This window comes from Dactylosporangium darangshiense (assembly GCF_039537565.1).
GTDB lineage: Bacteria > Actinomycetota > Actinomycetes > Mycobacteriales > Micromonosporaceae > Dactylosporangium > Dactylosporangium darangshiense.
The window spans coordinates 149,542-161,980 of the sequence record NZ_BAABAT010000017.1 but is presented as its reverse complement, the minus strand read 5'-3'; the positions used below and the strand labels follow the sequence as shown (position 1 = coordinate 161,980).

General features: G+C 72.6%; 11 protein-coding genes. 6 read left to right on the top strand and 5 right to left on the bottom strand.

Translation table 11 applies throughout. The features are described 5' to 3' along the window. Positions 1–10: 10 nt before the first annotated feature. Positions 11–1,084, top strand: a complete 1,074-nt coding sequence (locus ABD901_RS28880; protein WP_345131200.1) for a hypothetical protein — start codon at positions 11–13, stop codon at positions 1,082–1,084. Then, positions 1,081–2,145 (top strand): serpin family protein, encoded by a 1,065-nt coding sequence (locus ABD901_RS28875; RefSeq protein ID WP_345131198.1) that lies wholly within the window; start codon positions 1,081–1,083, stop codon positions 2,143–2,145. The genes ABD901_RS28880 and ABD901_RS28875 overlap by 4 nt, the downstream gene beginning before the upstream one ends. Here ABD901_RS28875 and ligD read toward each other — a convergent pair. The 4 genes from ligD to hisI form a co-directional block, all read right to left on the bottom strand. Continuing rightward, complete coding sequence (gene ligD / locus ABD901_RS28870; protein ID WP_345131196.1) at positions 2,142–3,395, bottom strand: non-homologous end-joining DNA ligase; 1,254 nt, start codon at positions 3,393–3,395, stop codon at positions 2,142–2,144. The genes ABD901_RS28875 and ligD overlap by 4 nt on opposite strands. An 89-nt stretch (positions 3,396–3,484) precedes the next feature. Further along, positions 3,485–4,048, bottom strand: a complete 564-nt coding sequence (locus tag ABD901_RS28865; protein ID WP_345131194.1) for a Trp biosynthesis-associated membrane protein — start codon at positions 4,046–4,048, stop codon at positions 3,485–3,487. Further along, the gene (locus tag ABD901_RS28860; protein ID WP_345131192.1) at positions 4,045–5,580 is read right to left on the bottom strand and encodes an anthranilate synthase component I; all 1,536 of its coding nucleotides are present in this window, start codon (positions 5,578–5,580) and stop codon (positions 4,045–4,047) included. The genes ABD901_RS28865 and ABD901_RS28860 overlap by 4 nt, the downstream gene beginning before the upstream one ends. Then, positions 5,577–5,924 carry a phosphoribosyl-AMP cyclohydrolase gene (gene hisI, locus ABD901_RS28855; protein ID WP_380138687.1) on the bottom strand — a complete coding sequence of 116 codons (348 nt, stop codon included), beginning with the start codon at positions 5,922–5,924 and terminating at the stop codon, positions 5,577–5,579. Before hisI ends, ABD901_RS28860 begins: the two co-directional genes overlap by 4 nt. A gap of 297 nt (positions 5,925–6,221) precedes the next feature. Between hisI and ABD901_RS28850 the strand changes: the two genes are divergently transcribed. The 4 genes from ABD901_RS28850 (at position 6,222) to ABD901_RS28835 (ending at position 11,740) form a co-directional block, all read left to right on the top strand. Continuing rightward, positions 6,222–9,350, top strand: coding sequence for a hypothetical protein (locus ABD901_RS28850; RefSeq protein WP_345131190.1), 3,129 nt, complete (start codon positions 6,222–6,224; stop codon positions 9,348–9,350). 246 nt (positions 9,351–9,596) lie between these two features. Then, complete coding sequence (locus tag ABD901_RS28845) at positions 9,597–10,322, top strand: ABC transporter ATP-binding protein (protein ID WP_345131188.1); 726 nt, start codon at positions 9,597–9,599, stop codon at positions 10,320–10,322. Between the two features lie 3 nt (positions 10,323–10,325). Further along, positions 10,326–11,063 (top strand): ABC transporter permease, encoded by a 738-nt coding sequence (locus ABD901_RS28840; protein ID WP_345131186.1) that lies wholly within the window; start codon positions 10,326–10,328, stop codon positions 11,061–11,063. A gap of 80 nt (positions 11,064–11,143) precedes the next feature. Beyond that, the gene (locus ABD901_RS28835) at positions 11,144–11,740 is read left to right on the top strand and encodes a TetR/AcrR family transcriptional regulator (protein ID WP_425556724.1); all 597 of its coding nucleotides are present in this window, start codon (positions 11,144–11,146) and stop codon (positions 11,738–11,740) included. On the opposite strand, the gene ABD901_RS28830 is transcribed toward ABD901_RS28835, so the two are convergent. Beyond that, the gene (locus ABD901_RS28830) at positions 11,737–12,198 is read right to left on the bottom strand and encodes a hypothetical protein (RefSeq protein WP_345131182.1); all 462 of its coding nucleotides are present in this window, start codon (positions 12,196–12,198) and stop codon (positions 11,737–11,739) included. The two genes, ABD901_RS28835 and ABD901_RS28830, sit on opposite strands and share 4 nt — an antisense overlap. Positions 12,199–12,439: the final 241 nt, after the last annotated feature.

The window sequence follows — 12,439 nt, the reverse complement described above, 5'->3', positions numbered from 1 at the left end:
GGGTGTCGGCATGAGCGTAGAGCGGGCGAACACATTGACGGCCGGCTGGGCGTCCGTGTCCCCCGCACGAGTGTTCTCGGGCGCCGCCGTCTATCCCCTGCTAGCCCTGCTCGCGTCGGTCGCGGCCGGGCGGGCGGCGCAAGAGCTGCTCGCGGTCGCACCGACGCCGCTCGAGCTGCCGATCCGCGGCGCGCTGGGCGTGTGGACCCGCGAGGGCGCCCCATTGACACTGGACTGGGCGGCCCGCTGCGACCCCCGCCTGACCGGCGACCCCGCCATCGACCGGCCGCTGCTGGACGCGTGGGCGGCCGCGCAGACCGGCGCGCCCGTGCCGCCCCTGCCCGCCGCCGCGTCCGGCCCGGTCGACGAGGACGGGCTGGTCCTGGCCACGGCCCTCGCCGTGACCGCGGACTGGCGGGAGCCGTTCACCGACGGCGTGCTCCGCCCGGCGCAGGGGCCGTGGGCGGGTCACCGGCTGGCCTCGCTGCACCGCCGCGGCACCGACCCGTCCGCGCTGCGGGTCGCCGCCACCGCGGCCGGCCCGGTCACGCTGCTCACCGTCGCCGGCGCCGCCGACGTCGACGTGGTCCTGTGCACGGCGGCCGGCGGGGCCTCGCCGGGCGCGGTCCTGGCCGCGGCGATCGCCGGCCTGCCCTCCGCCGCCGCCGCGGACGAAGGCCCGTGCATCAGCAGCGCCCTGGTCGACGCCGAGGACTCCACGCCCGAGCTGGTCGTGAAAGTTCCGCGGTTCGCCGCGGCGGGCACACACGACCTGCTCGCCAACGCTTCCGTGTTCGGGCTGGCGGCCGCGTCGGCCGGCGCCTCGTTCCCCGGCATCGGCCCCGACGGCCTGCGGATCGCCGCGGCGGCCCAGACCGCGTCGGCGGCGTTCACGGCCACGGGCTTCCGGGCCACGCCGGTGGCGCCCGCGCCGATGGTCCCGCTGCCGTCCACGCCCCGCGCCGCCCGCCGCCTGCGGGTGACCGCCCGCTTCGACCTGCCGTTCGGCTACCTGACCGTCCACCGCCCGACCGGCCTCGTCCTGATGGCCGGCTGGGTCGACGCACCGGAGGAAGCGCGATGAGCGTCGCTGATGCCAACCGTCTCACCGCCGCCTGGGCGGCCACCCTCGACGGCGCCGGCGGCACAGTGCTGTCGGGCGCGGGCGTCTATCCGCTGCTCGCCCTGCTCGCCGGCGCCGCCGAGGGGCCGGCCGCCGAGGAGCTGCGGGCCGTGGCTGCGCAGCCGCTGGAGCTGCCGGCGTCGGTGCGCGCCGCCGTCGGGCTGTGGGCCCGGGCGGACGTGCCGCTCACGCCGCGCTGGCGGGAGCTGGTGGCCGGCGTGCTCACCGACGACCGCGGGCCGCTGGACCGGTGGGCGAGCGAGCGGACCGGCGGGCTGATCCCGGCGATGCCGATCCAGGTCAAGGACGAGACCCGCCTGGTGCTGGCGGGCGCCCTCGCCGTCGACGAGCCCTGGGTCGACCCGTTCTGGGACGGTCCGATCTTCGTCGACGGCGGCCCATGGGACAGGCGGCCCATCAACGGGCTCCACCGCAAGCCGGACGGTCCCGCGGGCATCGCGGTGCTCGACTCCCAGGCGGGCCCGCTCACCCGAGTGACCGTCGCCGCCCGCGGCGACCTCGACGTGGTGCTGGTCCTGGGCGAGGAGCACCGCGGGCCCGGCGAGCTGCTGCCGGCCGCGATCGCCGCTCCGGCGGCCCAGGGCATCTTCTCGTTACACGGACCGGGCATCAGCGTCAGGGCCGGCATGACGCCGGGCTACCTGCTGTCGGTGCCCCGGTTCACCGTCCGCGCCGATCACGACCTGCTCGCGCACGCGGAACTGTTCGGCCTGCGCACCGCCTCCGACGACACCCGCGGGCACTTCCCGGGCATCGCCGACGAGCCCCTCGCCGTCTCGGCCGCGGCGCAGGCGGCCACGGCTTCGTTCACCGCGAAGGGCTTTCAGGCCGCCGCGGTCACGGCGTTCGCGGTCGCGGCCGGTGCCGGCCCGCGTCACGAGCAGGTGTGCGTGAGCTTCGACCGGCCGTTCGGGTTCCTGGCCGTGCACCGCCCGACCGGCCTGGTGCTCTTCGCCGGCTGGATCGCGGAGCCGGAGCCATGGGACCCCGGCGCCTTCTAGGCCTCTTCTGCCTTGGGGCGCTGCCAGCGGGCCGGGATCTGGCCGCGGGCCTGCATTTCCTTCCACTTCGCAAACGGGTCGAACTCGTGCTCCAGGGGCTCCTGCGCCGGGCGGTCGGCCTCCGGGACGTGGACCAGGTTGATCCGGATGCGATACCAGACCGAGTTGATCCCCCGCATCGAGTCGACCAGGACGTCGGCCGGCTCCAGCAGCGGCCACACCGACGGGTGACGGGCCTTCCACACCTCCAGGTCGGCGAGGGCCTCCTCCCGGGTGGCGGTGCGGGTGATCTCGATGAGCGGCATGCTCGGCTGGCGCCGGCCCGAGCCCTTCTTCGCCGGTGCGCGCTTCTTGAACGAGGCGGCGAGCTCCAGCAGCTGGTCCAGCGAGCCGCGCGCCTCCTCGATGCCCGCCCATGGGTCCGGGCGGTCCGGGACGGTCTCCATCGTGTACAGCGCCGGGTCGCAGCCGGGCACCTCGTCCCAGCTCAGCGGGGCGGAGACCTTCGCCTCCTCCGACGGGCGCACCGAGTAGCCGGAGGCCGTCGTGTGATCCTTGGCGTTCTGGTTGTAGTCGACGAAGACTCCGTGGCGCTCCTCCTTCCACCAGGCGCCGGTGGCGAGATCGGGCGCACGGCGGGCCACCTCACGCGCGAAGCCCTCGGCGGCGCGGCGCACCTCGGCGAAGGTCCAGCGGGGCTCGATGCGGGCGTAGACGTGGAAGCCGCGCGAGCCCGAGGTCTTCGGCCAGCCCGCCAGGCCGTATTCCTCCAGCACCTCCCGCGCGATCATCGCCACGTCGACGACCTGGCCCCACGGCACCCCCGGCACCGGGTCGAGGTCGATGCGCAGCTCGTCGGGGTGCTCGACGTCCTCGGCCAGGACCGAGTGGGTGTGCAGCTCCAGGCAGCCGAGGTTGACCACCCAGGCGAGCTGGGCGGCGTCGCGCAGCACGATCTCCTCGGCGGTGCGCCCGGACGGGTAGCGCAGCTCGGCCGTCTCGATCCACTCGGGCCGCTTGGCCGGGGCCCGCTTCTGGAAGAACGCCTCGCCCTCGATGCCGTTGACGTAGCGCTTCAATGCCATGGGCCGCCCGCCCGCGCCGCGCAGTGCCCCTTCGGCGACGGCCACGTAGTAGCGGACGACGTCGAGCTTGGTCCGGCCGGACTTGGGAAAGTACACCTTGTCGGGATTCGTGATGGTCACCTCGCGCCCGGCGACCTCGATCACTTCCTCGGTGCTGCTCGCCATGCGCCGAACCCTACTAGGGGCGCTGCGCTACCGCCGTCTCTTCGCCCGGTCCCGGCCTGGTCTCGGCCTGGTCTATGGGCGGTCGTCGTCTATGGGCGGTCGTCCTTTGTCGGGTCTTCGCCGCGGTCGAGTGCGTCCCAGAGCTCGGCCTGTGACGCGGGGCGGTCCGGTTTCTTCTCGGGGGCCGTCGCGGGGCGGTCGTATCGGGCGCTCATGCCCGGCCACGATCGGCCCGAGCGGACGGTCACCACGCCGGCGGCGAGCACCACCAGGCCGCCGAGCACGCACAGCAGCGGCCAGGCGACCTTCACCTTGTCGTCGAGGGTGACCAGCGCGGCGATCGCCACGCCCGCGCCGGACAGGATCAGCAGCACGCCCACCACCAGCCGCGCGGCGGCCCGGGTCGCGAAGAGCGCGCCGGCGCCGGCCAGCGCCACCACGCCGAGCGCGGGCAGCCAGGGCGCGATGTCCGTGCCGGTGCGCTCCTTCGTGATCGGCGGGAGCGGCGCCGGCTGCGGCGTGACGAGGTGCTGCCAGCTGCGGGTCGCGGCCAGCAGGACGAGCGCGGCGCCCGCTGCGCACGCCGCCGCCGTGATCATCAGTCCGCGACGCCCCGATGTACGCGCCGTGCCGGCCTCGGTCGCCTCGCTCATCGCGCCGGCCGCAGGGTCTCGGCGGTGGCGATGGCGGCGAGCACCGCCGCGGCCTTGTTGCGCGTCTCGGTCTCCTCCGCCACCGGGTCGGAGTCGGCGACGATGCCGGCGCCGGCCTGCACGTACGCCATCCGGTCGCGCATCAGCGCCGTGCGGATCGCGATCGCCGTGTCCATGTCGCCGCCGAAGCCGAAGTAGCCGACGACCCCGCCGTACAGGCCGCGCCGCGTCGGCTCGAGCTCCTCGATGATCTCCATCGCGCGGACCTTCGGGGCACCGGACAAGGTGCCGGCCGGGAACGTGGCCGCGAGCGTGTCGAAGGCGCTGCGATCGTCGTGCAGCTCGCCGACGACGGTCGAGACGATGTGCATGACGTGGGAGTACCGCTCGACGGTCATGAACTCGGGGACCTCGACCGTGCCGGGCTTGCAAACACGGCCGAGGTCGTTACGTGCGAGGTCGACGAGCATCACGTGCTCCGACCGCTCCTTCGGGTCGGCGAGCAGGTCGGCGGCCAGCGCCGCGTCCTCCTCCGGCGTGGCACCGCGCCAGCGCGTGCCCGCGATCGGGTGCAGCAGTGCCCGCCGCCCGTCCACCTTCACGTGTACCTCCGGTGACGACCCGACCACGTCGAAGCCGTCGAAGCGCAGGAGGTACATGTACGGGCTCGGGTTCGTCGTGCGCAGCACCCGGTAGACGTCCAGCGGGTCGGCGTCGGTGGCCCGCTCGAAGCGCTGCGCGAGCACGATCTGGAAGCACTCCCCCGCACGGATGGCCTCCTTGGCGACCTCGACCGCCTTCGGGTACTCCCCCACGGGCGTCCGGCTGACGACGTCGCCGAGCGGCACCTTGTCCACAGTGGACACCAGCGGCGGTGTCGGGCGCGACAGGGCCGTGGTCATCGCGTCGAGCCGCCCGATGGCCTGGTGATACGCGGCGCCGACCGCGGCGTCGTCCGCCCCGACCGCCGGCAGCACCGCGTTGGCGATGAGCAGCGCAGCCCCCTCGAAGTGATCGAGCGCGACGAGGTCGGTCGCGAGCATCATGCCAAGCTCGGGGTGGTGCAGGTCGTCCAGCGCCAGCTCGGGCAGCCGCTCGAAGCGCCGCACGGCGTCGTAGGACAGGAAGCCGACCAGCCCGCCCGACAGCGGCGGCAGGTTGAGTTCGCGCAGGTCGGCGTCGTCGGCGGTCAGCGCCGCGATCGTGGACCGCAGCACCTCGGTCGGGTCGCCGTCGACCGGCACGTTGGCCGGCGGCGCGCCGAGCCAGTGCGCGCGCCCCTCACGCTCGACGAGGGTGGCGACGCTGCGGACGCCGATGAAGCTGTACCGCGACCAGACCGCCCCGGCGGCCCCCGCGCCCTGCTCGGCCGACTCGAGCAGGAAGGTGCCCGGCCCGCCGGCGAGCTTGCGGTACACCCCAACGGGCGTCTCCCCGTCGGCCAGCAGCCGCCGGGTCACCGGCACGACACGCCGGGTGCGGGCGAGCTCGCGGAAGGTGGCCTCGTCCGGGGCCACGGCGCCGGTGGTCATCCGGTCACCTCCAGTGGAGTGAAGAAGCACGTGTGGTTACCGGTGTGACAGGCGGCGCCGGTCTGCTCGACGGTGATCAGCAGCGAGTCCCCGTCGCAGTCCAGCGCGACGGCCTTGACGTGCTGGAAGTGCCCCGACGTCTGCCCCTTGACCCAGTACTCGTTCCGGCTGCGCGACCAGTACGTCGCCCGCCCCGTCGTGAGGGTCCGATGCAGCGCCTCGTCGTCCATCCACGCCAACATCAACACCTCCCCGGTGCCGTGCTCCTGCACGATCGCGGGCACCAGCCCGGCCTCGTTGCGGCGTAAACGCTGGGCGACTTCTGGATCAAGGTTCGACGGCACAAAGGCAATTCTCCCGCACGGCGGACACTCGGCAGTTTGGGGTCTATGGCTGCTGGTCTCGGCAGGTGTACCTTGGCGGTGCGCCGCACGGAAGATCTGCGCGGTCGCCCACCCTTCCCCGCTCGCCGACGGCCACCCCCTACCCGTCATGCAGGGGGCACCCCACCGTCCGGTCATGCGGTCGTCGGTCCCGGGCGCCGCTCGGCCTCCCGGCGTCCGCGACCCCAGCGCTGAGCCAAGCAGCAGTCCGACCGGGTAGCTGCCCCCGTTCGGACCGAGCGGACGGAGGACCCAACGATGCATCCAAACTTCACCCCGCCGAACAACCAGTCGAGCCCGTCCCCTGAAGTAACCGCATCAGAGGACGAGCCGGCCGAGGCCCTGGTCCCGGAGCCCCGCCAGCCCCTCGACGACGAGGTGGCGGCCGCCGCCGCCGACGCCACCGAGTCCGCGGACGAGACCGCGGAGTCCTCCGAGCCCGCCGCCGCGGAATCCGCTCCCGCTGCCGCCGCCGACCACTTGGCCGACACCCCCGCCATCTCCGTGGCCGTCCCCGACGACATCTCCACCATCGTCGGCCCGGCCACCGACGAGTCCGACTCCCCCGCGGACGCCTCCACGGACACCGAGGCCGCCGAGGCCTCCACGGACGCCGAGGTCGCGGACGACACCGAGGCATCGACCGACGCCGAGGTAACCGAAGACGCCGAGGCACCGGCGGACGCTGAGGTCGCGGAAGACGTCGAGGCATCGACCGACGCTGAGGTCACCGACGACACCGAGGCTTCGACGGACGCAGAGGTCGCGGAAGACGTCGAGGCTTCGACCGACGCTGAGGTCATCGAAGACGCTGAGGCACCGGCGGACGCTGAGGTCACCGAAGACGCTGAGGCTTCGACGGACGCTGAGATCGCCGACGCGGAAACCACCGAGGAAGCCGAGGCATCGACCGACGCCGACGCGGAGACCACGGACGAGGCCGAGGCCGCAGCGGACGCCGAGGTCGCCGACGACACCGAGGCCTCGACGGAGGCGGAGGCCGCTGAAGCGGAGGTCGCAGACGACGCTGAGGCTTCGACGGACGCCGAGGCCGGCGAGCCCGAGGCGGAAGGCGAGGCCGCCACGGAGGAGGCCGTCGCCGAGACGACCGAGGGCGAGGCGAACACCGATGACACCGAGGCTGGGGCCGAGGACGCGGAGGCTGTAGCGGAAACCGACGAGGCTGAGGCCGTCGCCGACACCGAGGAGGCCACCGACTCGACCGACGACGCCGAGGCAGCGGCCGACACGGCAGAGCCGGAGGCCGCCGAGGCCGCCACGGAGACCGACGAGGCCACGGAGGACGCCGAGGCCGAGGCGATCGCCGAGACCGACGACGCCACTGACACCGACGAGGCCGCGGACGCTGACGAGACCGCGGACGCCGACGCCGTCGCCGAGACCGACGAAGCCACCGAGGACGCCGAGGCCGAGGCGATCGCCGACACCGACGACGCCACCGACACCGAGGAAGCCGCGGAGGCCGAGGACGCGGAGCCGGAGGCGGCCGCCGAGACCGACGCCGAGGAAGCTGCGGAGGCGACCGACGAGGCCGAGGCCGGCGAGGAAGAGGCCGCCGCAGAGGCCGCCGAGGAGGCGGAAGCAGGCGAGGAAGAGGCCGTCGCCGAGACCACCGACGAGGCCGAGGCCACCGAGGAAGAGGCCGTCGCCGAGACCGCTGACGAGGCCGGGGACGAGGAGGAGGCCGCGGCCGAGGACGCCGAGGCGGCGGCCGACGCTGAGGAGGTCGCCGAAGCCGAGGTGGCCGAGGAGCCCGAGGCGGCGGACGAGAGCGACGACAGCGAGGCGGTCGCGGACGACACGGCCGAGGCTGTCGCCGACGAGGACGCAGAAGAGGACGCGAGCGACGAGGCCGACGCGGACGAGCCGGCCGCCGAGGCGGAGGAGGCCGCGGACGCCGAGGCCGTCGCGGAAGAGGCCACCGAGGCTGAGGCCGTCGCGGAAGAGGCCGCCGAGGCTGAGGCCGTCGCGGAAGAGGTCGAGGACGCCGAGGCCGTCGTGGAGGAGGCCGCCGAGGCTGACGAGGCCGAGGCCGTCGCGGAAGAGGTCGCCGAGGACGCTGAGGCTGACGAGGCCGAGGCGGTCGTGGAAGAGGCTGCTGCCGAGGCTGCTGAGGAGGCTGAGGCCGAGGCGGTCGTCGAGGAGGCTGCTGCCGAAGAGGCCGAGGCGGAGGACGCCGAGGACGAGGGCGACGACGAGCCGGTCGCGGAGGGCGACGCCGACGCCGCAGAGAGCGAGGCGGGCGAGGATGCTGAGCCGGTCGCGGAGGACGACGCCACGGAGGGCGACGAACCGGCTGCGGAGGCGGAGGTCGACGCGGCTGAGGACGAGGGTGCGGCTGACGACGAGCCTGAGGCGGTGACCGAGGAAGCCACCTCCGACGACGCCGAGGCGGCCGAAGACGAGGACGCCGCGGACGAAGAGCCCGCCGCCGAAGCCGACGAGTCCGCCGACGAGGACGAGGAAGCCGAGGAGCCCGCTGCCGAAGCGGACGCCGACGACGACGCCGAGGACGACGACGCCGAAGAGCCCGCCGCCGAAGCCGACGCCGACGACGACGCGGAAGACGACGACGCCGAAGAGCCCGCCGCCGAAGCGGACGCCGACGACGAAGGCGTCGAGGACGACGACGCGGAGGAGCCGGCCGCTGAGGCCGACGACGCCGACGAGGAAGAGGACGGCGAGGAAGTCAGCGCCGAAGCCGACGTCGACGACGAGGGCGCCGAGGAGGGCGACGACGCCGGCGAGGCGGTCGCCGAGGCTGACGACGCTGACGCTGCGGGTGACGAGAGCGACGACGAAGGCGACGACGACGTTGAGGCGCTTGCCGACGCGGCGGATGACGCTGATGACGAAGACGATGAGGACGACGAGGACGAGGACGACGAAGTCTCGGCCGAGCTCGAGGACGACGAGGACGAAGACGAAGACGAAGACGTGCTCGTTGTTGTCGGGGAGGTCGGGGACGTCGACGACGCCGAGGAAGGCGACGAGGACGAGGCGATCGCGATCGTGGTGCTCGAGGAGGACGAGGACGACGAGCTGGAGTACGCGGCCGTCGCGCCGGCGCCGCTGCGGCCCGGGGACCTCGTTGAGCAGCGGATCGTGCTGTGGAAGCAGAAGCGGGCCGACCGGTTCCGGCAGCGGCTGGCCAAGGCGGAGTCCAAGTTCGTCGACGACCCGGTGAAGGCGGTCGCCCGGGTGTCCGCGGTCGTCAGTGACGCGATCGAGACGCTCGCCGAGAAGCTGCAGGAGCAGCAGCACGCGCTCAACCCCAGCAAGTCGTCGAAGCACCCCGACACCGAGGCGCTGCGCGTCGCGCTGCGGCAGTACAAGGACTTCCTCGAGCGGGTCCTGTCCCTCTAGTACAGAAACCTGCAGTACCGAAACCTGCAGTACCGAAAGCTGAAACGCCCGAGGGGGCGGACCGGAACGTTCCGGTCCGTCCCCTTGTCGCATTTACGGGTTTGACATGCCGCGGATTTCATCTACCGTTGAGTTCATCAAGCGTTGAGTTCTGACGAGGCCGCCGGGCACCGCGCGAGACCTCGGGCACCGCCAAGCAAGCGAGCTCCAAGACCCACCACCGCCAAGGAAAAGAAGGGACCCACGATGAGCAACGCGATCGAGGTCGAACACCTCGTCATCGCGCGCGGCAAGCGGCGGGTGCTGCACGACTTCACCTGCACCGTGCCCAGCGGCAGCGTGACCGGCCTGCTCGGCCCCAGCGGCAGCGGCAAGACGACGCTCATGCGGGCCGTCGTCGGCGTACAGAAGATCGTCAGCGGCACCGTCACCGTCCTCGGCCACCCCGCCGGGGCCAAGGAGCTACGCGACAAGGTCGGCTACCTCACGCAGGCACCGAGCGTCTACGCCGACCTCACCGTCCGCGAGAACACGCGGTACTTCGCCTCCCTCTACGGCCTGAGCGCCAAGGCGGCGGACGAGGCGATCTCCGACGTCGGCCTGACCCAGGCCAAGGACCAGCTGGTCGGCCAGCTCTCCGGCGGCCAGCGCGCCCGCGCCTCGCTGGCCTGCGCGATCGTGAGCAAGCCGCAGCTGCTCGTGCTCGACGAGCCGACCGTCGGGCAGGACCCGGTGCTGCGCAACGAGCTCTGGCAGCGGTTCCACGCGCTCGCCAAGGCGGGCTCGACGCTGCTCGTGTCCAGCCACGTGATGGACGAGGCCGGCCGCTGCGACCGCCTGCTGCTCATCCGCGACGGGTACCTCATCGCCGACCAGACCCCCGCCGATGTGCGACTGAGCGCCGGCACCGACGACCTCGACGAGGCGTTCCTGCGGCTCGTGCAGGCCCAGGACACGCAGAAGGTGGGCTGACCCATGTCCGCACGACTGACCTTCGGCACCGCCGCACGCATCCTGCGCCAGCTCCGCCACGACCGCCGCACGATCGCCATGATCCTGGTCGTCCCGACGATTCTTTTGACCTTGCTGCGGTACCTCTACGACAACAACCCCTTCCTCTTCGACCGCGTCGGCCTGATCATGCTCGGCGTGTTCCCGCTGGTGATCATGTTCCTGCTGACGAGCGTCGCGATGCTGCGCGAACGCACCAGCGGCACCCTGGAGCGCCTCCTCACCACGCCGATCGGCAAGGTCGACATCCTGCTCGGTTACGGCATCGCCTTCGCCGTGGCCGCCGCGGTACAGGCGGCAGTCGTCTCGGCGCTCGCGTTCTGGCTGCTCGGCCTGGACACGCTCGGCCCCGCGTGGCTCGTCGGCGTGATCGCGGTCGGCAACTCCGTGCTCGGCATGGCGCTGGGCCTGCTGGTCAGCGCCTTCGCCGACAGCGAGTTCCAGGCCGTGCAGTTCATGCCCGCCGTGGTACTCCCCCAGGTCCTGCTGTGCGGCCTGCTCCAGCCCCGCGATCGCATGCCCGACTGGATGGAGGCGATCAGCAACGTCCTGCCGATGTCGTACGCCGTGCAGGCCCTCACCGAACTCGGCTCCCACACCGACCCCACCGCGCTCATGTGGCGGGACCTCGCGATCATCGTCGGCTGCGTCATCGTGGCACTCTTGCTCGGTGCGGCCACGCTCCGCCGCCGCACCCCGTAGCCCCGCCTCCGCCACGCCCCGCTGTGCGGGGCGTGGCAGGCTCTCGAGGTACCGCTGAAGAATCGATCGAAATGAGGCTCATGGCTCGCACCGGACGCCGCCCCGGCAACCAGGACACGCGCGAGGCCATCCTGGCCGCCGCCCGCGAAGCGTTCGCCGAGCGCGGCTACGACGGGGCGTCCATCCGCCAGATCGCCACCAGCGCCGGCGTCGACCCGGCGCTGGTGCACCACTATTTCGGCGCGAAGGACCAGCTGTTCCTGGCCACGATGGAGGCCCCGATCAACCCGGGTGAGATCCTGCCGAAGATCTTCGAGCCCGGCCTGGACGGCGTCGGCGAGCGCCTGGTGCGCACCTTCGTCGGCGTCTGGGACTCCCCCACCGGCACCACGGTCGCGGCCCTGGTCCGCAGCGCGATGCAGCACGAGTGGTCGGCCCGCATGCTGCGCGAGTTCCTGGTCACGCAGATCCTGCGCCGCGCGACCCGCACCCTGAACCTGGACCCCGCCGAGGCCCCGAAGCGCGCTTCCTTGGTCGCATCGCAGATGATCGGCCTGGCCATGATTCGGTACATCCTGAAGCTGGAACCCCTGGCCTCCATGACCGAGGACGAGATCGTGCGCAACGTGGCCCCCACGATCCAGCGGTACCTGGCCGAGCCGCTACCCGAGGCCTAGCCCCTCGCCGGATCCTGGCGCAACTCGTCGGGCTCGGCGCAGTGCGTCCGGGCCTGCGGCGTCAGCAACAGCCCGAGCAGCGCCACCGCGCACAGCACCGGCAGCAGCCCGAACGGCAGCGGCGCGTCGAGCACCCACGCCAGCAGCGGCGTCATCGTCCCGGCCAACACCCAGAACACCAGGCTCGACAGCCACGCCCAGTGCTCCCCCCGCCGGACCCGCACCCCGAGGAACACGAGCACGCCCGCGAGCGGCGACAGGAACAAAACGGCATTGAAGAACAGGACAAAATCCAGATATCCGGTACCGCCCTGAGCCACCGGATCGACCTGCATCCCCGACAGGAACACCCCGAACGCCGCGAGCGCAAGCGTCAACATGACCCCGCCCACCGCGTTGAAGCCCGTCACCGCGATGCGCACCTGCACCGGCACGTACCGCCGCCCCCCGGCCGTCATGCAGCCCAATGTAGGCCATCGCCTCACCGGCGAAACGACCACACATAAAGCTGTACGTAAATGGAATCCGACTCGGCGACAAACCGTCACCATCCCGGATTCGTCACCGTAGAGCGCCCGACAACCGGCGTATCACCGTTGGTGGCCCTGCCTTGCAGCCGCCGAGTTCCGGTCCCGCTGCGCACCCACGGGATACACCGGCGCACCGACGGGATGCCCGGGCCCGGCACGCGCGCCGGTG

Bases quoted from the DNA above. Each gene is read 5' to 3' on its own strand.
- ABD901_RS28880 (WP_345131200.1), top strand. From the start codon at position 11: ATGAGCGTAGAGCGGGCGAACACATTGACGGCCGGCTGGGCGTCCGTG.
- ABD901_RS28875 (WP_345131198.1), top strand. From the start codon at position 1,081: ATGAGCGTCGCTGATGCCAACCGTCTCACCGCCGCCTGGGCGGCCACC.
- ligD (WP_345131196.1), bottom strand. From the start codon at position 3,395: ATGGCGAGCAGCACCGAGGAAGTGATCGAGGTCGCCGGGCGCGAGGTG.
- ABD901_RS28865 (WP_345131194.1), bottom strand. From the start codon at position 4,048: ATGAGCGAGGCGACCGAGGCCGGCACGGCGCGTACATCGGGGCGTCGC.
- ABD901_RS28860 (WP_345131192.1), bottom strand. From the start codon at position 5,580: ATGACCACCGGCGCCGTGGCCCCGGACGAGGCCACCTTCCGCGAGCTC.
- ABD901_RS28850 (WP_345131190.1), top strand. From the start codon at position 6,222: ATGCATCCAAACTTCACCCCGCCGAACAACCAGTCGAGCCCGTCCCCT.
- ABD901_RS28845 (WP_345131188.1), top strand. From the start codon at position 9,597: ATGAGCAACGCGATCGAGGTCGAACACCTCGTCATCGCGCGCGGCAAG.
- ABD901_RS28840 (WP_345131186.1), top strand. From the start codon at position 10,326: ATGTCCGCACGACTGACCTTCGGCACCGCCGCACGCATCCTGCGCCAG.
- ABD901_RS28835 (WP_425556724.1), top strand. From the start codon at position 11,144: ATGGCTCGCACCGGACGCCGCCCCGGCAACCAGGACACGCGCGAGGCC.
- ABD901_RS28830 (WP_345131182.1), bottom strand. From the start codon at position 12,198: ATGACGGCCGGGGGGCGGCGGTACGTGCCGGTGCAGGTGCGCATCGCG.